This is a genomic window from Acinetobacter sp. SH20PTE14 (assembly GCF_021391555.1).
In the GTDB taxonomy this organism is placed as follows: domain Bacteria; phylum Pseudomonadota; class Gammaproteobacteria; order Pseudomonadales; family Moraxellaceae; genus Acinetobacter; species Acinetobacter amyesii.
Genome location: NZ_CP090067.1, coordinates 1,900,046 through 1,921,813, shown reverse-complemented (window position 1 = coordinate 1,921,813; position 21,768 = coordinate 1,900,046). Strand labels below are relative to the sequence as shown.

Sequence of the window (21,768 nt, the reverse complement as noted above, 5' to 3'; positions counted from 1 at the left end):
ATAGTTAACGTGTGAGTTGTTGAAAACGTTGTAAGGTGTTTTCAAAATAACATTTACCCACAGCAACAGGGTGCTTCAGGAAATCTTGAGTTTCAATGGTGCCTTGTAACTGACCCGGTTGTTTACAGTTTGGGCAGTTTGGATAGCTATGAAGCATATCGCCCGCATATTTTTGTAAATAAACCGTATTGCACGCTTCGCAATGAAATTTCATAGGTAATTTTATAGCTGTAGGCATAGGGAGAGACCTGAGTATATTTTGAGCAGAATATACTCGATAATTTTTTAAATAATAAGTCCCGAAATGACAAAAAAGAGGCAAAATTGCCCCTTTCGTCGGTTTTATGGAAAGCTTAGAGGTGTGTAAAAATTTCTTCAGCATTCAGACGTGATTTAGGTAATTTCGCATTGAAATCATTTTCGCTACGATAGCCTAAAGTCATCAGTACAGAAGGAATCAAGTTTTGTTCAACTAAGCCCAATTCTTCAGTGATGATCGCTTCGTCAAATCCACCAATCGGTGTTGCATCCACACCTTCAATGCCTGCTGCCAAAAGCATTTGACCTAAAGCAATAAATGTTTGGTTTTCAGCCCAACGTTGAATATCACCTTTTTCATTACGATAATAATCGACATAACCTGTACGGCTGTCTTTTTGACCTTGTTTGGCTTTGTCATCTTTAAAGCGACCACTACGATCATCCTGATTTAAAAGATTATCTAAATGCTCTGCAGTGATGTCTGCTTTAGTACAGAATAAAATCGTATGTGATGAATCTAAAACTTTTGGGGCATTGTAGGCATATTTTCCTACTAAGGCTTTGGCAATGCGTTGTTTGGCTGCATCATGATCTGCAATAAAAAAATGCCAAGGCTGAATATTAATGGAAGATGGTGTTAAACGGAGTATTTGTAATAAACGCTCAAATTGTTCCTGTGGAATTTTTTTAGCAGGATTATATGCTTTCGTGGTATAGCGTTGTTTTGATACGTTTAACAGATCCATCGAATATCTCCAGATATAGTTTGCTGTAGTTTAGCGGATAAATGGCCAAATGGTCTAAGGAGAAAATTTTCCAAAGATAGATCTTAGTCGTATATGCTGGACTCAATGGCTAAAAATTAACAGATTTAAGCTGTATGAAGTGCGAATTAGAGTTATATAAAATCATAAGATAGATAAATGCTATTGGTAGTTTTTGCCAAAAGGCGTTTAATCAATTGTAGTTAATCATAGTTTAAGCATGAGACAGCAGCGATGGATTACACCAATCATTTCAAGAAAAAATTAAAAACCGAACAGCAGATTGGTTTGTGGGTCGGTTTAGCCGATGCTTATGGTACTGAAATAGCTGCAAATGCAGGTTATGACTGGTTGCTCATTGATGGTGAGCATGCGCCAAGTGACTTGCGGACGACATTGTCGCAACTGCAAAGTATTGCAGCATATCCTTCGCAAGCTGTGGTTCGACCTCCAATTGGTAGTGTGCAACTGATTAAACAATTGTTGGATATAGGTGCGCAAACCTTGCTCATCCCTATGGTCGAAACTGTTGAACAAGCTCAACTTATGGTTAAGGCAGTACGTTATCCACCCGAGGGTATTAGAGGTGTTGGTGCAGCATTAGCACGTGCGACACGTTGGAACAGTATTGCTGACTATTATGCAAATGCACATGAAAATATTTGTTTACTGATTCAGATTGAGTCGGTTGAAGGGATTAAAAACTTGGATGAAATATTGAAAATTGATGGCATCGATGGGGTGTTTATTGGTGCAGTGGATTTGTCGGCGACGATGGGTTATCAAGGGAATCCGAATCATCCTGAAGTACAAAAAACCGTGATTGATGCGATTCAGCGCATACGTAAGGCGGGTAAAGCTGCAGGTATTTTGTCAACACAGCATGATGCGACTCAAAACTATATCGAGTTAGGCACAGAATTTGTTGCCGTGGGTGTCGATACCAGTGTGCTCATGAATTCGTTACGTGAACTTTTATCGAAATACAAAAATGATACCCCAGTTACGAAAACAGAAGGTGGTTACTAAGCGATACAGCCTTCGTTATATTATTCACTGTATGGATAATTAATTTACTCGATGGTTAAAATTTGAATTCAATAATTTTAGCAAAAGTAGTGGCTTAGAGTATATGTAAACTCTACTTTTGCTAATCAAAGCGCAATATTGTATACTTCTGCTTAACTCGAAGCAGGTAATGTTCCTGCTTATCTTTTTTATTTAGCTGATTGTGATTTATCTGTATTCAAGCTTCTGACTTGAATCTTATCTTTGTAACTACAGAATTATTATTCCAAACCCGATTGATTAATCTCTTTGTTCTGTCACAAAAAGCTCACATGTTGAGTAAATCTTTTGAATATTTTAAATACTTGGCAAACTGCCAAAGCTGTAAATGGCGATGAAATTAATGTGAAATTGGTGCCTTTGAAACGTCAACAAAATACCAATGCTGGTTTAATCTGGGTTGATGTTGGGCAAATGATTGAATTAGAAACAGGTGAGACATTTAACCTGAATCTAGATGGTAAAAGCTTCTATACTGGCCCAAACCAGCTATATCGCTTAGCCTGAAAGCAAAAAACAGCAGATCATCTGCTGTTTTTTTTGCCTAAAAAAGCGGCTTAAGCCATTTCAAGGTGTTGATGCTTATTCGCAACTTGAGCTTGGTTTTTATATCGGTATTGCGCCGCACGGTGGTTGTCGGGCAATTTCGCGCCTTGGCCGAAGAGTTTTTCACGCAAGGTTCCGTCAGCATATTCTGTTTGATATACACCACGACGTTGTAATTCTGGTACCACGTATTCCACAATATCTTCAAAACTCTTATGCGCCAATATGTAGGCTAAGTTAAAGCCATCGATACCAGTGTACTCAATCCACTCCTGTAAACGGTCTGCCACGGTTGCTGGAGAGCCGACAATAACAGGTCCGTTACCGCCGACACAGGTCCATTTTGCAATTTCCTCAATCGTCCAAATTTTATCAGGATCTGCCTCTACATAAGATTGCAGCATAGATTGAATGGCATCGGTTTGAATGTATTCCACTTGATCTGTTGGTTTAAACTGAGAAAAGTCGACACCTGACCAGCCAGAAGCCAGGGTCAAGCCGCCGTCATAGCTGCCATATTGCTGATATTCACGGAACTTAGCTTGGGCTTTTTCATCGGTCTCATCAACCACTATGGCCAGCATGGTATAGATCAGGACAGAATGGGGATCTTTGCCTTCTTTTACTAAATTATGCCGAATACCATTGGCCAGTTTTTTTACTGCAATTTGAGTCGGTGCCGAGATGAAAACACATTCTGCATTTTGACTGGCAAACTGCTGTCCGCGTGCGGATGCGCCAGCTTGATATAAAACCGGTGTACGCTGGGGTGAAGGTTCGCAAATATGAATGCCAGGAACAGTAAAGTATTTTCCTTCATGTTGAATTGGATGCACTTTGCGGTGATCAGCAAAGATACCATTTTGTTTATCGCGCAGCACGGCATCATCTTCCCAAGAGCCTTCCCAAAGTTTATAGAGGACTTCTAAGTATTCATCTGCAATGTCATAGCGGTTGTCATGACTGACTTGGGTTTTTAGGCCTAAATTTTTAGAGCCACTTTCTAGATAAGAAGTCACAATGTTCCAACCTGCACGGCCTTTCGTTAGATGATCCAAAGTACTCATACGCCTTGCGAAAGGATAGGGATGTTCAAATGAAATTGAAGTCGTGACACCAAAGCCTAAATGTTTGGTGACGGCTGCCATTGCGGGAACAATTTGCAAAGGATCATTCACTGGCACTTGCACTGCGCCAGTCAGCGCATGTTCAGCAGAACCATGATAGACATCATAGATACCCAAAACATCTGCTATAAAGACACCATCAAATTTTCCGCGTTCTAAAATTTTTGCTAAGTCAGTCCAATATTCTAAGTCTTTGTATTCGGTGGAACGGTCTAGGGGGTGACGCCATAGACCGGGTGACTGATGTGCAATACAGTTCATTTCAAAGGCATTGAAGCGAATATTTTTAGACATGATTTTTTACTGGGTTATTTAATCTCTTGCATAAGAGGGTATATAAAAATACAGCTGCATTTATTAATAAAAAGTCAAAAACAAATCTGAATAAATGCTAATCATAATTTTTGAATACTTCATATATTCATATGGATAAGCAGATATTTTTTTGTTTGGTACGGCTTATAAAGATTTTGTTTGACAATTAAAAATGTAAATTCCATGTCATGAAAACTGATTTGTTTTGATGATAATTCTATAAATAATCAAAATAAAAAGTGCTAGCTTATTTGAATAATATCTAAACTGAGCATTTTAATAATGACTTCAAAAATTGAAATTAAACTAAAAGAGGCGCAAAACATTCCGCGCGATTTCTATCAATCTAACGGTTTAGCGCATATTATTCGATCTGATCAAGAAGCTATCGAGGTTGCTGAACAATTAGCAGTGGAATTTACCAAAGAATCAGCTAAACGCGATCATGAACGCCGCTTACCTTTACAGGAAGTACAGCAATATTCAGCATCAGGTTTGTGGGGCATTACTGTACCGCGTCAATTTGGTGGTGCAGGAGTGAGTTATAAAACCCTTGCAGAAGTGGTCAAAATTATTTCTAGTGCAGACTCATCCCTAGGACAAATTGCTCAAAACCATTGGGCCTTTGTCGAGCATATTCGTTTGGATGCAAATCCATCACAGCAAGAGTTTTTCTTTGATCAAGTCTTACAAGGTAAACGCTTTGGCAATGCATTTTCAGAAAAAGGTTCCAAAACAGTTGCATATTTAACAACAGCCATTGAGTTTAAAGATGATCATGCGCTCATTAATGGTCAAAAATTCTTTGCAACAGGCGCTTTGCTTGCACATTGGATACCTGTGGTTGCAGTGAATGATGGAAAGCCTTATGCAGCCTTAGTACCCCAGCATACGTCGGGTTTAACCATTATTAACGACTGGAGTGGTTTTGGACAAAGAACGACAGTCAGCGGTTCTGTACTGTTGGACAATGTCAAAGTGGATTTAAATCACATTGTACCCATTCATCAAGCTTTTGAACGTCCAACGGCTGCGGGCGCTATTTCTCAATTCATTCAATCTGCTGTCGATGCTGGTATTGCGCGCGGTGCGATTAATGAAACGATTCAATATGTGCGCCAGCATGCACGTCCTTGGATTGATTCAGGCTTAGAAAAGGCGGTGCAAGATCCGTATACGATTGCCAACATCGGCGAGTTGAAAATTAAACTCCGAGCTGCAGAGGCAGTGTTGGCTTTGGCGGGTGAAGCGATAGACCGAGCCGTAGAGAACCCAACAGAAGAAACGGTATCAGAGGCAACACTACTAACAGCAGAATCTAAGGTCCTGACGACTGAAATTGCATTACTTGCGGCGAATAAACTATTTGAACTCTCAGGCACACGATCAACATTGTCTGAGCTGAATTTAGACCGTCATTGGCGTAATGCGCGCACGCATACTTTGCACGATCCCGTACGTTGGAAGTTGAATATTGTAGGCAACTACTATTTAAATGATGTACCACCGCCGCGCCATGCTTGGAGTTAAGAGGAGAAGATTATGACGATTCAAAATAATAAACAGCACTTATCTTTAGGTGCTGACTATGATCAAGTGGCCGCTAAGTTCCGTCCGATTTTTCAGAGAATTGCAGAAGGCGCTTTGGCGCGGGAACAAAATAGGAAACTGCCGTATGATGCAATTTCATGGTTAAAACAAGCTGGATTTGGTGCGGTCCGTGTACCCGTGGCGTTTGGCGGTGAAGGGGTTTCACAAAAACAGTTGTTTCAGTTGTTAATTGAATTGGCTAAGGCTGATTCTAATGTTGTACAGGCATTAAGAGGTCATTTTGCTTTTGTAGAAGACCGTTTAAATGCGCAAAAAACACAAGATCAAACGGTTTGGTTTAAACGCTTTCTGCAAGGCGATTTGGTCGGTAATGCTTGGACAGAAATCGGAAAAGTTGAAATTGGAGATGTTGTTACCCGAGTTACTGAAAATGCGCAAGGTCAGCTAAGGGTCAATGGTCAAAAATACTATTCTACCGGAACAATCTTTGCAGATTGGATCGATCTATTCGCTTTAGATGAAACAACGAATCAACATGTTATAGCCGCAGTTTCAACACATGACGATGGCATACAAGTATACGATGACTGGGATGGCTTTGGCCAAAAAACCACAGGCAGCGGCACACTGAATATTCAAGATGTCAGCATTGATCGTGATCATATTTTGCCATTCGATCAGCGCTTTAAATATCAAACGGCGTTCTATCAGGTCGTGCATTTGGCAACGCTGGCAGGTATAGCACAGAATGCTGTGGACGTTTTCAGTAATGAAGTCCGTGAACGCACACGTATTTACAGCCATGGTAATGCTGATTTAGTTCGAGATGATGCACAAATTTTACAAGTGATTGGTAAGGCGTCGGCACAGTCTTATGCAGCTGAAGCAATTACACTTCGTGCAGCAGAAGCTTTGGATGTCGCATATTTAAGTCATTTTCAGTCTGATACCCAGTTGGATCAGCAAGCGAATGACCGTGCGGAGCTTGAATCCTCTAAAGGGCAAGTGGTCATATCAGAGTTGGTACTAAATTTGAGTAGTGAGTTGTTTAACACCTTGGGTGCTTCAGCAAGCTCGACAACTAAACAGTTAGACCGCTTTTGGCGTAATGCTCGTGTAGTGTCATCGCATAATCCACTTATTTATAAACAGAAAGTCATTGGTGATTGGGAGGTTAATCAAACGCCGCTACCATATGTATGGCAAATTGGTAATAGTCCAGCAGTTAAGCAACCTGTCATTGCTGCTTAATTAATATCTGAAGATGTTCACTGTGGATGAAAGTAAGTCCATAGTGAATTCCTTGTGAAATTATTTTTAAGTTTAAACTTTGTTTTTTTAAGATTTTAAATGACGTTAATCTGCTATATGTAGGATGCAGTTCAATTGATAATCTGTTGAGATAGTCTGGTAAAAGGCTATGTCTTGATATCTGGATGTGTTGTTTTAACCAAATATGACGACAGGATTAACTAAAGTCTAAGGGTTAGTAAGACCATTTTTTTAATTTTAAATCACTCACAGATGGGTTTTCACCAACCTCTAATATTTGAGCTTGTTCTGCGCGCCAGTCCCCTAAAACGATACGTAGTTTTCCATGCACATCATGTATTTGGGGCCGGTGGGTATGTCCATGAATCAGTAGATCGGCATGCTCTAAAGCTTTTTCTACAGCTTCGGCATTTACATCCATGATTTCATAAGATTTAACTTGCTTGGTTTCTGTACTTTTTTTGCGGAAGCCATTGGCGATTTTTTGTCGAATGCTAAGCGGTAAGCTTTTTAAGAAACCTAAAAGCAAAGGATTACGAATCACTTTACGAAACTTTTGGTAAGACACATCATCGGTGCAAAGTAAATCTCCATGTTCAAGGCGAATTTTATAGTTGCCAATGTGGAGATAATCCACGTCTTGTAATAATTGACCGTGAAATTTATTTAAAAACTTTTGACCCAATGCAAAGTCACGATTACCCACTTGGAAATAAATTTGATTTCCCAAAGAAGTAAAATCTTTAAGCGCTGCAATGATTTCGTCTAACCATGGGGCAGTAAAGTCATCACCAATCCAAGCATTAAACCAATCACCTAAAATATACAGCTGGGTATTTTGAGTTTTGTATTGTTCTAACAAAGCTAAAAACCCCCGAACGAGTCGAGGGTGTTCAGGTGACAAATGTAAATCAGCGATAAACAGATAGGTCACGAATCTTTTCCTTATTCTAAAAATCCCTCCCAGCCTCCCTTTAGAAAAGGGAGGAGTTCCGACATTTATTTCATATTGAAACTCCCTCCGTTATTAAAGGGACTTGCGCAGCAATGCTACTCAGGGAGAATTTAAAAATTACTCAGAAATGATTTTAGCTGATTCAATTACAACGTTCTCTAGAGGAACGTCTGCGTGGTAGCCACGGTTACCAGTGCGAACGCTTTTGATTGCGTCAACAACGTCAAGACCTTCAACTACTTTACCAAATACTGCATAGCCCCAACCTTGCGCTGTTTTACCAGTGTGGTTAAGGAAGGAGTTGTTTTTAACGTTAATGAAGAATTGAGCTGAAGCAGAATGAGGTGCTTGAGTACGTGCCATAGCGATCGTACCAACATCATTGCTTAAACCGTTGTCAGCTTCGTTTTCAATAGAATCACGAGTTGTTTTTTCTTTGAAGTTTTCATCCATGCCGCCGCCTTGGATCATGAAACCATCAATAACACGGTGGAAAATCACGCCGTCATAGAAACCATCGCGAACATACTGTAAGAAGTTTTCAGCAGTTTTAGGTGCTTTTTCAGTGTTAAGCTCAAGAACAATACGACCTTTATTGGTGTTTAATTCGACTTGAGGAAAACTCATTGTGTAATCTCCTGTACATGGACATGAAAGCCATGGGTTTTTTGGTTGTGAGAAGCATAAGCAAACTGTAAACTACAAGGCAAGTAAAAACGTTACTTTCTTTGTTAAAAATAAAGAAAAGCGTTTTAATTATCCTAATTTTATCTTTATAGAAGTGATTTTATTACCATGAAGCCAAACGATGTTGTTTCATCCCTGCCTAACAATCCGACAACCAAGAACAATGCCCCTGTCGAAGCTGCGCAGCAGGAACAACAGCCAGGCTTAGATTTTGTACGTCAAGTCATTACAGATGATTTATCTGCAGGTCGTACCGAACAAGTTGTAACACGTTTTCCACCAGAGCCAAATGGCTACCTACATATTGGTCATGTAAAAGCTATTTGCCTAAACTTTGGTATTGCTCAAGAATTCGCAGGTCTATGTAACCTCCGTTTTGACGATACAAACCCGGATGCCGAAGAGCAAGAGTATGTAGACGGTATTGCCAATGACGTGAAATGGCTAGGTTTTGAGTGGAACGGCGAGCCACGTTATGCATCGAGCTATTTTGATCAGCTTTACGCTTGGGCAGTTCAATTGATTGAACAAGGTGATGCTTATGTGGATTTGCAAAGCCCTGAAGAAATCAAACTGAACCGTGGTAATTTTGTTGAGCCGGGTAAAAACTCGCCGCAACGTGATGCTAGCGTAGAAGAAAACTTAGCGCGTTTTGAACAAATGCGTAATGGTGAGTTGGGAGAAGGTCAGGCAGTACTACGTGCCAAAATTGACATGACTTCACCTAACATCCATATGCGTGATCCTATTTTGTATCGTATTTTGCATTCTGAACATCACCAAACTGGTGATAAATGGAAAATGTACCCAATGTACGATTATGCGCATCCATTATCAGATGCCATTGAAGGGGTTACGCATTCACTGTGTACACTAGAGTTTGTTGATCACCGTCCATTCTATGACTGGGTTGTCGAGAAAGTTAAATCACCATCTGTACCACATCAGTATGAATCAAGCCGCCTAAATGTAGATTACACCATTACCTCTAAACGTAAATTACGTAAATTGGTTGAAGGTGGTTTTGTGAATGGTTGGGATGACCCACGTATGCCTACCGTTGTGGGTATGCGCCGTCGTGGCTTTACTCCAGAAGGTCTACGTGACTTCTGTAAACGTGTAGGTGTAACGAAAGTTGATGGCAGTATCGTAGATGTTGCAATGCTTGAATACTGCATCCGCCAGTCTCTAGAAAATACTGCTGCTCGTGGTATGGCTGTGTTGAATCCACTCAAAGTGACTTTAACTAACTTGCCTGAAGCAATGGATTTGGTGCATGCACGTCATCCAAATGTAGACATGGGTGACCGTATCATTCCGTTGACTCAAGACATTTACATTGATCGTAAAGACTTTGAAGAAGTTGCGCCTAAAGGCTTTAAACGTCTGATTCCGGGCGGTGAAGTGCGTTTACGTCATGCGTATGTGATTAAGTGTGATGAAGTGATTAAAGACGAGAACGGTGAAGTGGTTGAATTGAAATGTTCAATCGACCCTGAAACTTTAGGTAAAAACCCTGAAGGCCGTAAAGTGAAAGGTGTTGTACATTGGGTTTCTGCAGGCAAGGGTATTGCTGCGGAAGTTCGTATCTACGACCGTTTATTCACTGAATCAGACCCTGAAGTGGGTGATGACTTCCTTGCAAACTTAAATCCAGAATCACTTAAAGTGGTTCAAGCGGTCATTGAGCCTGCATTGGCAGAAGCAAAACCTGAAGATCGTTTCCAATTTGAACGTGAAGGTTACTTTGTTGCAGATCAGTTTGATCATACAGCTGAAAAACCAGTGTTTAACCGCATCTTAGATTTGAAAGACAGTTTTAAACCGGGTAAATAAAATCTTAATTTTAAAGGGATTCATCTTTGAATCCCCAATAGGTTAAGATCAAGTAGGTTAAGATTAAGCTCAACTTCGGTTGGGCTTTTTTCATGCTTGAGATGGTTCATTAAGGCAGTACAGAGGGAAAATAGATGATCATTCGAAATAAGAATAATAGCTTTAAACTTTTATTTGCATGGCATGGCACAATACTCCCGAAAGTCATGCCTGCTTTAGCGGTCGTGGTGAGTTTGTCTGCGATTTTGGTGTATCTAAGCGCTGCACACTACCTGAATACGCCCGAAGTTCCAGCCATCGGATTTACTATCTTTGGGGTAATTCTGTCGATTTTTTTGAGCTTTCGAAATACTGCCTGTTATGACCGTTGGTGGGAAGGGCGCAAGCTTTGGGGTTCATTGATTGCCAATACACGCCACATCATTCGGGATAGTCATGTACTTGAAGATGAGCAAAGAACCGTGTTGATGTACCGTATCATGCTGTTTTGCAACTTATTACGTGATCGTTTACGCCATGAATCACAAGATATTGTACATTTTAAAGACGGTGTAGATTTAACGGAGCAGCAATGGCAGCAATGCCGAGACAATATCAATGCACCACAGTATTTACTTGAAATTATTCAAAAAGATTTAGTCAAAGCCTATAAGCAAGGTCAGATTACAGACATTATCTACAGCACGCTTACACGTCATACCGTAGCGATGGGTGATATCCATGCAGGCTGTGACCGTATTATGACCACGCCATTGCCATTTTCCTATTCGGTGCTTTTACATCGCGCGGTGTATTCATTTTGTCTGATTTTGCCGTTTAGCTTAGAGGCCAGTTTAGGGATTTGGACACCTGTTATTGTGGCTTTGATTGCGTATTTATTTTTAGGTTTGGATGCGTTAAGTGCAGAGCTAGAGGAGCCTTTTGGCTTGCAGGAAAATGATTTGCCGCTGGACTCGATTGTACGAAACATTGAGCGTGAAATGTTTAGCAGCCTAGAGGTGGAACTGCCGCCGCTGATTAAGACATTTAACAGTAACCTAAGATAAGTTCTTGGCCTAATTTTTAGATAAATTGGGCGATACGTACCAAGCAAATTGATGCTGGAAAAAATCGTCCAAGTGTCGCATAAAAGCCTGTACTTTAGGCGGAACAAAATGTCGATGCGGAATTACCACATAGATTGCAGTACTTTGAACAGGGATCTTGGGTAGAACTTGGATGAGCTGGCCAGATTGTAAATCTTCATCCACATGCCAGATGGAGTGGTTTGAGATGCCTAAACCTGCAAGTGCTGCTTGGCGTACGCCTTCACCTGAGTTGATATGAACTTGTCCTGAAACAGGTATATTTATGTTGTGTTGATCTTGGACGAATGTCCAAAGCTGCGAAACACCCTTAGGGTATTTCTGTAAAATGCATTGGTGTATAGAGAGCTCTTCTAGGGAGTGAGGTTCGCCATGTTGTTCGATATAGCTAGGCGAGGCACACAAAATACGACGGTTTAAGCTGAGCGGTTTAGCAATCAGTGATGAGTCTTCTAACTGTCCAATACGTATCGCAACGTCGATACCTGCGGAGACCAAATCTAAATTTTGATCGGTCTGTTCAATATCCAAAGTCAATGTTGGATGCAACTTGGCAAAGGCTGCAAATACTGGCCCCATGATACGATTTCCAAAAACTTCTAAACAGGTGATTTTTAATGTGCCACTGAGTTGTTGTGGTTCAGGCTGAAATTGGCTCAGGAGAGAATTAAATTGTTCGAATAAGGGAAAACCTTGCTGCAATAAAACAGCACCTTCCTGTGTTAAATGTAGCTGCCGTGTAGTGCGATGAAATAAGCGCAGCCCTAAACTTTGTTCAAGTCTGTGTAGACGGCTACTAGCGACAGAAACAGAGAGATTGGCTTCTTTGGCGGCTTGACTGATTGAACCCAGTGCCGCCATTCGTGTAAATAAGTCGAAATCTTCAGTTAGCATTATCAATATAATCAAGAAAGTCTTTCTCGATATTCAGGGTTTTTCTGATAAATATCTGTGCCTATTCTGTGTATAAATCAAACACAGGAAATATCTATGAACTATCACAATCTAGGACAATCTGGCTTACAAGTATCAGAGTTTGGCTTTGGTGCAGGTACATTTGGCGGGCAAGGCCCAATTTTCTCTGCATGGGGGCAAGCGAGCTTAAATGATGCTCAGCGCATGATTGATCTCTGTATTGATCAAGGCGTGAATTATTTCGATACCGCAGATGCTTATTCAAATGGTGCCTCTGAGCAGATGCTCGGTGCATTACTTCAATCAAAACGCCAAGAGGTGATTATTTCCAGCAAAGTGGGTATCCGATTGAATGATGGAATCAATCAAGGTGGATATTCTAGAAGCTATTTAATTCAAGCCGTGGAGGCGAGTTTAAAGCGGTTAGGCACAGATTATATCGATGTGCTGCAGCTGCATCAGTTTGATAGCACGACGCCACTTGAGCAGCTGATGCGCAGTTTAGATGACTTGGTACGTAGTGGAAAAGTTCGCTATATCGGTGCATCGAATTTTTCAGGCTGGCAGCTTATGAAAGCACAGTCGATTGCCCAACAGCATGGCTATGAAAAGCTAAGTGTGCATCAAGTCTATTATTCTTTGATTGGACGTGACTATGAATGGGAGTTGATGCCTGCGCAGCATGATCAACACATTGGTGCAGTAGTTTGGAGTCCGTTGGGCTGGGGGAGATTAACAGGAAAATTTGATCGTGAGCATGCGATTCCAAAGCAAAGCCGGCTGCATGAAACAGCACAATTCGCACCGCCAGTTCAACACGAGAAGTTATATGCGGTGTTAGATGTAATGCAAGAAATAGCCATGGAAACAGGGCACTCTATCCCGCAGATTGCATTGAATTGGCTGAAAACCAGACCGACAGTTTCTAGTATTTTGATAGGCGCACGTAATGAACAGCAACTGTTGGATAACCTTGCGGCGAAGGAATGGTCATTAAGCGTAGAGCAGTTAGCCCGATTAGACGCAGTCAGTGCAGTGTACCCACCTTATCCATACTATCCCTATTGGAATGGGCAATTTACAGAGAAGAATCCCACGCTAGTGACATCAGCATTTATTACAGAACATACAGCATAATAGGGCAATAACAATTCAGTGGTAGGCAATGATCAGTTCTCTGTGCTATCACTGAATAAAATTAAAATATGAAGGAATGCTGATGAGTGTCGTGATTGAAACCCAGATGTTAATTCGTAAGTCCATCAATATCGTATTTAATGCTTTTGTTGATCCTTTAATAACACAGCATTTTTGGTTTAGTGCATCGAGTGGCTATCTAGAAGAAGGTAAAACCGTGCAATGGACTTGGCAGAAATATAATGCAGTCGCCGATGTAGACGTGCTGAGTATTAAGGAAAACCAATTAATTCAAATACAGTGGGGAGAACCAAAAACTCAAGTCGATTTTATTTTTGAGCAGATTAGCCCGATGGAAACCTACGTTCGTATCAAAAATTCAAAGATTCCTCTGCAAGGTCAGGCATTGATTGATTTTATTATTGATAGTACAGGGGGTTTTACAACGGTTTTGGATGCAGCCAAAATTTATTTAGAACATGGCCTGCAAAGCAATTTGGTTGAAGATAAATTTCCACCTTTTAGCAATGCGAACTTTTAGCAATGTGAAGAGTGACCAAAATTAAGCATGACATCTGATACGCCGTAAGGAAAAGCTTGTGTATTAGCGCAGGATTTCTAAGCAATGTGCTGATGTATTGAAATTTGATAAAGCCACAGTTCAACGATGCTGCAGTGAATTAACGATTCTTATGTTCTTCACGCTTTAAATAGGTATAAACCGGCATTTGCATTTTGGCTTTTTCGCGCAGTTTCTTTTTGATATAGAACACCAGTGCAAAGCAAGTGGTGGTCACGGTCAGCATCATACTGCTCATAAAACTCATCAGAGAACTGACATAGCCAATCGTGGTGAGTCGGTTCATCATACGGAACACTTGAGGACTACTTTCAACGCCGGTAATAGCCCATGTGCATAAGTGTTCACAGTTATTAATAATCAGATGATAGTTGTTTTCATGCATGCGAGAGCGCATACGACGCACCACTTTACGCCCTTTAAATTTTGGATTGCTATATGACTGAACGATAATTTTTTTGCCGTGGCTGAATTTTTCGATAGAAGTCATTTCAATCGGATGTTTTTTGAAAAGGTGTGCAAAACCCGAGTAGTGAATGACTCTACCGCGGCCGGCATATATGCCATGATGGCTATAACCGAAGTGTTTAACAATCAGATGTGTTCCAAGAGGAAAACCATCTTTCTGCACGTGCATGAATTTACCAGTCCTACTTTAAATCCGAATTATTTTTAAAGATTAGTCTACTTTTAATCTGTGAATTAATCGACTATTTTAGCGATGATTTAGCTAAAATTTGTTCGATTTTTAACATGCACTATGGATAGGGTCATGCTTGGTCTTCAATCAATCTCAATGTTTAAAAAAATGCGCTTTATGATGCTGCTCGGTCTGATTTTCTCACCGACTATTTCCTATGCCAAGATTCAAGCGAAACGTGTCAGTCAGCCCATTGCCGTGGATGTGGTTGAAATTTCGGATCTGAGTCAACTAAAGCTCTATTTATATGATGCAGAGCAGCAGCCATATCGAGACTTACAGCGTTTAAAGCAGGCATTAGCGCGTAAATGTAATACGATGAACTTCGCAATGAATGCAGGGATGTATCATGCAGATTTAGCGCCTGTTGGTCTTTACGTTGAAAATGGGCTGCAGAAAAAAGCCTTGAATCGTGCAACACGAGGCTTTGGTAATTTTTTAATTCAGCCGAATGGTGTTCTAGCATGGAATGACAAGCAAGCGGTGATATTAACTACAAAAAAATATGCTTCCACAAATTTTAATGCACGTTATGCGACGCAGTCAGGCCCGATGCTGGTGGTAGATGGAAAAATCAATTCAAACTTTATCCCACAGTCAGATTCATTGAAAATCCGCAATGGTGTGGGGATCAAAAACGGCAAGTTGTATTTTGTGATCAGTCGTGAAGGCGTGTCATTTTATGCATTTGCACAATATTTTAAGCAGCAATTATCGATTAACAATGCCTTGTATTTAGATGGATCTGTGTCTAGTGCAGATATCCAAGCGTTGAATAGACATGATTCAAGTTTGAAACCTTTAGGGCCAATTGTAGCGTATACAACAGCATCTCAATGCAAACAATAAAAGCCCGAATGGTCAGGCTTCATGTATACAGTATTTAGATTGATAGCAACTACTGTTTATTTGCCAACTAAACCTAAAAAGGTACTTTGGGTTTGGCACATTTGAATGGCTTGTTCTTTAGATTGTTTTTTAATACTTTCTTCAAACTGTTTTTTCTGTTCTTTGATTTGCTCTTCGTTTAGGCCCATTTGTTTCGATAAGGCTTCGAGTTTGTCCCAAGATTCTTCGCATTCTTTGGGAATTTGGCTACAAGCACTTAGACTAAGTATGCAGCAGGCGATTAGGCAAATTGTTAATTTATTCATGTTCATTCCTTTAGTTTTTATATCAATCCAGTTTAGTGGTTATCTGCTTTTTATTTGATGCAATATTAGGTTTTATTGTCGTGTGTTTAAAAATTAGACATCACTGAGTTGCCTTGGAGCATAGCATAAAAGCTGTAAATAGCGATGTGGCCAATCCACAAAACCTGATCTGTAAATAAGCGGCATACTTTTGATTAGACTAAAAAATGAAAAAGGCACTCTGTAAAACAGAATGCCTTGTTTGAACATTGAATGTTCAGACTCTACTGTAGAGGTAGATGCTGGATTTCATTTAATTCCTTACGGCTATAACCGCGCGAAGCGAGTACTTTTTTGATACCGAGGATAACATCTTCATCCGTTGCCTTTGTAAGAGCAGCAATAAGCTGTTCATTGGTTTTACAAGAGCAATCATTTTCAACACAGGCAATTTGATTCTTATGCCCGTTTTGCTGTTCTTTAGCGAACAACTTATGCCAAAAACTCATAGAGCCTTCATTTGCGACCTAACATAGGACGAAATATAACCAATCCAATAAATAAAGCAAGACTACTAAAGTGATATTTTAGCCAGTTGAATGATCATTTTTTCGATTGGACTTTTAGAATCTTTGCCTAATTGATATAAAAAGGCATCCATTGCACTGCATGTGGCGAGAAAATAAAGCTTTTTTAGTATATAAAAAAGGAGCTTTTAGAAAGCTCCTTTTATGACAACAACATGACTTGAAATAATTTGTTTAAATCTTCTCAAGAAACACACCAGACTCTACATGGTGTGTATAAGGGAATTGATCAAACAAGGCAAATTTACTGATTTTATGCGTTTGTGAAAGCAGTTTAAGATTGTCATGTAAAGTATCTGGGTTGCATGAAATATAGATAATGCGTTCAAAACGTTGCAACAGTTTTAGTGTTTCATCATCGATACCTGCACGCGGTGGATCGACAAATACCGTATCGAAGTTATAGCTTGAAATTTCAATCTCAGCTTCTTCAAGGCGGCGGAATGTACGTTCAGCATTGTAGGCTTGGGTAAACTCTTCAGCTGAAAGACGAGCCACTTGGATATTATCAATACCATTTTGCTCAATATTCCACTGCGCGGCATAAACTGAAGACTTGGCTAATTCGGTTGCCAAAACGCGATTAAAGCGTGTTGAAAGAGGCAGCGTGAAATTACCATTACCACAGTAGAGCTCAAGTAAGTCTTTGTCTGAATGATCGGCAGCCTGACACGCCCATTCCAGCATTTTTTGACATACGCCGGCATTGGGCTGCGTGAAGCTACTTTCGATTTGTTTGTACTGATATTTACGGTCAAACACTTGGAGTTCTTCAATGACATAGTCATCAGTCAAAATCACGCGCTGACCACGACTACGACCATAAATCTTGATATTGAGCTTTTCAGACAGCGCTTTGGCAGCAACTTCCCATTCAGCATTTAGCGGGCAGCGGTAAACCAATGAAACCAGCATTTCACCTTTCAGCGTTGCTAAGAAATGAACTTCAAATAATCGGCTAGATAAGATCTCTTGTGCCTTGAGTTCATTTAATAATACGGGCATTAAATCATTAATGCTTTTATCTGCAATCGGGAAATCTTTAATTTCTACAACTTGTTTTTCATTGTCTGCATTGCGTTCAAACATTGCATAGAACATATCATTTTCAGTATGCCAAATTCGGAATTCCGCTCGCATACGAAAGTTTTGTTCAGCAGAAGGAAAAACTTCTAAAGAGGGAGGGTTGTATTCTGAAAATTGAGCCGTAATGCGGGCAACTTTGGCATCAAGTTGTTGCTGATAAGTTGAAGTCATATGCAGTAAAAAATCGCAAACATATTAAAAAAAGTCATGTTAGCAAAATTCACCTTATAAGACTAAATTAATTCCACTTTTGGCTGTATTTATCTGTCGAGAAAATGAGTCTGAATCTTTAAATTAGTTCATTCATCTAGGGGAAAGTTAAAAAAATGCTCAATCTTTATGGAACATTCATAAAGATTGAGCTAAGTGAGGAACTGATTAGTTGGAGTTCATTTGAATGTTTAATTCATCGTCATTAAGCTGGCATTACCACCAGCCGCTGCAGTATTGACACTAATTGCACGCTCAATCACGAAACGTTCTACAGGGATGTCATATTGGCCTGAAGCTAAATGCGTAATGCCAATAATTGCACCTTTACGAGACGCGATGACTTGTTGAATTTTTAATAACTCAGCTTTTTCACCATGATGTAAAACCGCATCAAAATTACCATGATAAAGATCAGTGATCACTTTAAATTGGTCCACGAGGATTTTTGGCATGCTATTTAAGTGTTTCAACACAAAAGTATTGTCTGCAAGTACGACGGGCTGACTACCTACCGATAAAATCGCAGCAATTTGATTCAGTTGATCTGCATCATTATTAGCCAATGAAAGCACACCTTTACGTGCCAAAATGGCATATTGGTTGTTTTCACCAGTTGGGCCTTGTAGCTCAAAACTTTGTCCAGCGGCTATGGCCTGCGGTGCTTGAATAGCAATGCCTGAAAAATGCTGCTTCGCCCAAGTGTTAAAAGCCTCATATGCAGGGAAATGTGCAGCTTGCGTTTCTGCCTGAGCCGCATAAGGTGTAGCCAGTTTTTTCTCAGAAACTTGATGCATTAAACGGTAAAGATATAAAGGACCGCCCGCTTTTGGACCAGTACCTGATAAGCCCTCGCCGCCAAAAGGTTGTACACCAACCACAGCGCCTACAATATTACGGTTAATGTATAGGTTGCCAACTTCTGCATGACCGATAACTTTTTGAATCGTGTCATCAATACGTGTATGCAAGCCCATGGTTAAACCATAACCTTTGGCATTGATTTGCGTTAATAGGTTTTCAATCTCACCATATTTGTAGGTGATTAAATGCAATACTGGCCCAAAAACTTCGCGTTCTAAATCATTTAAATTTGGCAGTTCAATCAAAGTTGGTGCAACGAAAGTACCCGTACTTAAGGCATTGCTATCAGCATTAAACATGATTTGATGTACTGGATAGCCTTTGCTACGCATCTTCTCAATATGTTTTTCAATATTTTGCTGTGCTTCAAGGTCGATCACTGGGCCAATGTCAGTTGCTAAAAGTGCAGGATTTCCGACACGAAGTTGCTTCATCGCACCTTGCAACATGGTACGGACAACGTCCACATTATCTTCTTGCACACAGAGAATACGCAGGGCAGAACAGCGTTGACCAGCACTGTCATAAGCAGAGTTAACGACATCCAATACCACTTGTTCTGTCAATGCTGATGAGTCAACAATCATGGCATTTTGACCACCAGTTTCAGCAATCAAAACCACACTTTCGCCAAATTGGTTTAAGCGCTGTGCCACGGTTTTTTGCAAGATACGTGCGACTTCCGTTGAGCCAGTAAACATGATGCCTTGGACACGTGAGTCCGCGCTGAGTTTGGCACCAATGGTTTTGCCACGACCAGGAAGGAGTTGCAATACATCGAAGGGAACACCTGCTTCCCATAAAATACGTACAGCTTGAGCAGCAATCAGAGGCGTTTGTTCAGCAGGCTTGGCAATCACGGTATTACCTGCAACCAAGGCTGCAGCAATTTGACCTGTGAAAATAGCAAGCGGGAAGTTCCATGGGCTAATGCACAGCACAGTGCCAAGAGGTTCAATTTGCGTATTTTCTGCTAGATCAATCATTTGAGCTGCATAATAACGTAGGAAATCTACAGCTTCACGGACTTCAGCAATAGCATTGGCATAAGTTTTACCACTTTCACGTGACAACAACACCAAGAGAGATTGCAATTGTGCTTCCATCAAATCTGCCGCACGGTTTAAGCATGCTGCACGCTGATCTTTGTCTAAAGTTTTCCATGAAGCTTGGGCATTTACAGCATTATTGAGAGCGATTTCCGCTTGCTCTAGACTAGCTTCACTGACACTGCCGACCACATCACTACGGTTTGCAGGGTTTGTAATGTTGATACTTGCAGTATGAATTTCTTCTAAATTAGCGCCCATTGCACTAGCATGCCACTGGGTATGTGCATGCTGTACTGCCGTGGTATTGAGCTGAGATAAGTCGCGATCATTGGCTAAATCGAGTCCTTTTGAGTTGCGACGTTCTGAGCCATACAAATCTTGCGGAAATGGGATGGATGGATGCTTAGCGCCAGTCACACCTTCTTTTTCAGCAGCCGCTAATATCGTCTGTCTTGGATTTTCAATTAAATCTTCAATTTTTAAATTTTTATCTGCAATACGGTTGACGAAAGAGGTATTCGCACCATTTTCCAGTAAACGTCGAACCAAATAGGCCAATAAGGTTTCATGGTTACCCACTGGTGCATAAATACGACACGGCACACCCAGTTTGTTATCAGACTTCGAACCCACCACTTGTTCATAGAGGGGTTCACCCATGCCGTGAAGGCACTGAAATTCATACTGGCCTGGATAGTAAAGCTCTGGCTGTGCTAATTGGTAGATCGTAGCAACGGTTTGCGCATTGTGTGTTGCAAACTGAGGGTAAATTTGCTCAGGTGCTGCTAAAAGTTTTTTAGCACATGCAATATAAGACAGGTCGGTATGAACTTTGCGCGTAAATACAGGATAGTCACTCATACCTTCAATTTGCGCTTTCTTAATTTCGCTGTCCCAGTATGCACCTTTCACTAAGCGGATCATTAAACGTTTTTGGCTACGCTTAGCGAGGTCAATAATATGGTCGACCACATAGAAACAGCGCTTTTGGTAGGCTTGAATCACAAATCCAATACCTTTCCAGTCTGCTAATTTAGGCTCAAAACACAGGCGCTCAAGTAGTTCCAAAGAAATTTCTAGGCGGTCAGTTTCTTCAGCATCAATGTTTAGACCAATATTGTAATGCTTGGCTAATACAGCAAGTTCAAGCACTTTGCCATAAAGTTCGTTATGTACACGGTCGATCTGTGAGCGTTGGTAGCGTGGGTGTAGGGCAGATAATTTGATTGAAATACCTGCACCGTTATAAACATCCTTACCTTCAGAAGCTTGTCCAATCGCGTGGATCGCATCGGTATAGTCTTGATAATAACGTTCTGCATCAGGTTCAGTTAATGCTGCTTCACCCAACATGTCATATGAATAGCGGAAGCCTTTATCTTCTAAAATTTCTGCATGTTTAATCGCTTCATTGATGGTTTCACCTGTAACAAACTGTTCGCCCATCATACGCATAGCCACGTCGACAGCTTTACGGATAATACCGCGACCACTGCGTGCTAAAATACCGGTGAGTAGGCTAGACAGACTTTTTTGTTGAGGGGTTTCCATCAGTTTGCCCGTCAGCATTAAACCCCAAGCAGCAGCATTTACGAACATGAGGCTACTTTGGCCAACATGATCTTTCCAGTTACCTTGGTTGATTTTATCTTTGATCAGTAAATCACGTGTTGCTTTGTCTGGAATACGGAGTAGCGCTTCAGCTAAACACATGAGCGCGATGCCTTCCTGAGAAGACAATGAAAACTCTTGTAGCAAGCCTTGTACAATGCCTGCTTTACCTGTACCGCTTTTACGTTCACGTAATGAATGGGCTAAGTCAAAAGCCAATTGTTGAATTTGATCGCTGATCGGGGAAGCGATTTCGCTGTGTGCTAATAAGTTTTCAATGCACTCAGTTTCAGCACGACGCCATGCTGTATTAATCGATTGTTCAAAGCTATTCTTGTCTTTAAATTCAGTGATGTAGTCATCGCTTCCCGTGACTTCAAATACTTTTCCATTCATGTTTCAATTTTCCGTGTCAAAGTTCTATGA

Annotated in this window: 20 protein-coding genes; 9 read left to right on the top strand and 11 right to left on the bottom strand. The window is 40.7% G+C overall.

The genetic code is table 11. The annotated features are described in order from the left end of the window. Window positions 1-4: 4 nt before the first annotated feature. A complete protein-coding gene (locus LXF01_RS09545; RefSeq protein ID WP_078188692.1) occupies window positions 5-238 on the bottom strand; it encodes a hypothetical protein in 234 nt (77 codons plus the stop codon). 115 nt (window positions 239-353) lie between these two features. Beyond that, window positions 354-1,007: an oxygen-insensitive NAD(P)H nitroreductase gene (nfsB, locus tag LXF01_RS09540; RefSeq protein ID WP_111883737.1), complete on the bottom strand. Its 654-nt coding sequence runs from the start codon at window positions 1,005-1,007 to the stop codon at window positions 354-356. A 252-nt stretch (window positions 1,008-1,259) separates the two neighbouring features. On the opposite strand from nfsB, the gene hpaI reads away from it, so the two are divergent. Together hpaI and LXF01_RS09530 are read left to right on the top strand one after the other, a co-directional pair. Continuing rightward, a complete protein-coding gene (gene hpaI / locus LXF01_RS09535) occupies window positions 1,260-2,054 on the top strand; it encodes a 4-hydroxy-2-oxoheptanedioate aldolase (protein WP_233944217.1) in 795 nt (264 codons plus the stop codon). A 327-nt stretch (window positions 2,055-2,381) separates the two neighbouring features. After that, window positions 2,382-2,600, top strand: a complete 219-nt coding sequence (locus LXF01_RS09530) for a transposase (RefSeq protein WP_111883736.1) — start codon at window positions 2,382-2,384, stop codon at window positions 2,598-2,600. Window positions 2,601-2,650: 50 nt separating this feature from the next. Here the strand turns inward: LXF01_RS09530 and LXF01_RS09525 are convergent, their stop codons facing one another. After that, window positions 2,651-4,060 (bottom strand): LLM class flavin-dependent oxidoreductase, encoded by a 1,410-nt coding sequence (locus LXF01_RS09525; protein ID WP_233944216.1) that lies wholly within the window; start codon window positions 4,058-4,060, stop codon window positions 2,651-2,653. 303 nt (window positions 4,061-4,363) lie between these two features. Between LXF01_RS09525 and LXF01_RS09520 the strand changes: the two genes are divergently transcribed. Then, window positions 4,364-5,611: an SfnB family sulfur acquisition oxidoreductase gene (locus tag LXF01_RS09520; protein WP_233944215.1), complete on the top strand. Its 1,248-nt coding sequence runs from the start codon at window positions 4,364-4,366 to the stop codon at window positions 5,609-5,611. Window positions 5,612-5,623: 12 nt separating this feature from the next. Beyond that, window positions 5,624-6,883: an acyl-CoA dehydrogenase family protein gene (locus LXF01_RS09515; protein WP_233944214.1), complete on the top strand. Its 1,260-nt coding sequence runs from the start codon at window positions 5,624-5,626 to the stop codon at window positions 6,881-6,883. A 235-nt stretch (window positions 6,884-7,118) separates the two neighbouring features. Here LXF01_RS09515 and LXF01_RS09510 read toward each other — a convergent pair whose 3' ends face one another. Together LXF01_RS09510 and LXF01_RS09505 are read right to left on the bottom strand one after the other, a co-directional pair. After that, a complete protein-coding gene (locus LXF01_RS09510; RefSeq protein WP_233944213.1) occupies window positions 7,119-7,838 on the bottom strand; it encodes a UDP-2,3-diacylglucosamine diphosphatase in 720 nt (239 codons plus the stop codon). 138 nt (window positions 7,839-7,976) lie between these two features. Then, on the bottom strand, window positions 7,977-8,486 hold the full coding sequence (locus tag LXF01_RS09505; RefSeq protein ID WP_078193500.1) for a peptidylprolyl isomerase: 510 nt from the start codon (window positions 8,484-8,486) through the stop codon (window positions 7,977-7,979). A gap of 168 nt (window positions 8,487-8,654) precedes the next feature. On the opposite strand from LXF01_RS09505, the gene LXF01_RS09500 reads away from it, so the two are divergent. Further along, entirely contained in the window at window positions 8,655-10,382 is a 1,728-nt protein-coding gene (locus tag LXF01_RS09500) for a glutamine--tRNA ligase/YqeY domain fusion protein (RefSeq protein WP_233944212.1), read from the top strand. A gap of 134 nt (window positions 10,383-10,516) precedes the next feature. Then, window positions 10,517-11,428 carry a bestrophin family protein gene (locus tag LXF01_RS09495; RefSeq protein ID WP_233944211.1) on the top strand — a complete coding sequence of 304 codons (912 nt, stop codon included), beginning with the start codon at window positions 10,517-10,519 and terminating at the stop codon, window positions 11,426-11,428. Window positions 11,429-11,437: 9 nt separating this feature from the next. Here the strand turns inward: LXF01_RS09495 and LXF01_RS09490 are convergent, their stop codons facing one another. Beyond that, the gene (locus LXF01_RS09490) at window positions 11,438-12,361 is read right to left on the bottom strand and encodes a LysR family transcriptional regulator (protein ID WP_233944210.1); all 924 of its coding nucleotides are present in this window, start codon (window positions 12,359-12,361) and stop codon (window positions 11,438-11,440) included. 96 nt (window positions 12,362-12,457) lie between these two features. On the opposite strand from LXF01_RS09490, the gene LXF01_RS09485 reads away from it, so the two are divergent. Both LXF01_RS09485 and LXF01_RS09480 read left to right on the top strand, forming a co-directional pair. Further along, a complete protein-coding gene (locus LXF01_RS09485; protein WP_180130194.1) occupies window positions 12,458-13,519 on the top strand; it encodes an aldo/keto reductase in 1,062 nt (353 codons plus the stop codon). A gap of 82 nt (window positions 13,520-13,601) precedes the next feature. Beyond that, window positions 13,602-14,060, top strand: a complete 459-nt coding sequence (locus LXF01_RS09480) for an SRPBCC domain-containing protein (protein ID WP_373684565.1) — start codon at window positions 13,602-13,604, stop codon at window positions 14,058-14,060. 139 nt (window positions 14,061-14,199) lie between these two features. Here LXF01_RS09480 and LXF01_RS09475 read toward each other — a convergent pair whose 3' ends face one another. After that, complete coding sequence (locus LXF01_RS09475) at window positions 14,200-14,736, bottom strand: lecithin retinol acyltransferase family protein (RefSeq protein WP_078193494.1); 537 nt, start codon at window positions 14,734-14,736, stop codon at window positions 14,200-14,202. Between the two features lie 135 nt (window positions 14,737-14,871). Between LXF01_RS09475 and LXF01_RS09470 the strand changes: the two genes are divergently transcribed. Beyond that, the gene (locus tag LXF01_RS09470) at window positions 14,872-15,648 is read left to right on the top strand and encodes a phosphodiester glycosidase family protein (RefSeq protein ID WP_233944209.1); all 777 of its coding nucleotides are present in this window, start codon (window positions 14,872-14,874) and stop codon (window positions 15,646-15,648) included. A 56-nt stretch (window positions 15,649-15,704) separates the two neighbouring features. Here LXF01_RS09470 and LXF01_RS09465 read toward each other — a convergent pair whose 3' ends face one another. The 4 genes from LXF01_RS09465 to putA form a co-directional block, all read right to left on the bottom strand. Further along, window positions 15,705-15,953 (bottom strand): hypothetical protein, encoded by a 249-nt coding sequence (locus LXF01_RS09465; protein ID WP_111883726.1) that lies wholly within the window; start codon window positions 15,951-15,953, stop codon window positions 15,705-15,707. 263 nt (window positions 15,954-16,216) lie between these two features. Then, window positions 16,217-16,441, bottom strand: a complete 225-nt coding sequence (locus tag LXF01_RS09460) for a hypothetical protein (protein ID WP_078188679.1) — start codon at window positions 16,439-16,441, stop codon at window positions 16,217-16,219. Window positions 16,442-16,693: 252 nt separating this feature from the next. After that, window positions 16,694-17,776, bottom strand: coding sequence for a tRNA (uridine(54)-C5)-methyltransferase TrmA (gene trmA, locus LXF01_RS09455; RefSeq protein WP_180054397.1), 1,083 nt, complete (start codon window positions 17,774-17,776; stop codon window positions 16,694-16,696). Between the two features lie 230 nt (window positions 17,777-18,006). Continuing rightward, complete coding sequence (putA, locus tag LXF01_RS09450; RefSeq protein ID WP_233944208.1) at window positions 18,007-21,738, bottom strand: trifunctional transcriptional regulator/proline dehydrogenase/L-glutamate gamma-semialdehyde dehydrogenase; 3,732 nt, start codon at window positions 21,736-21,738, stop codon at window positions 18,007-18,009. Between the last annotated feature and the right edge of the window lie 30 nt (window positions 21,739-21,768).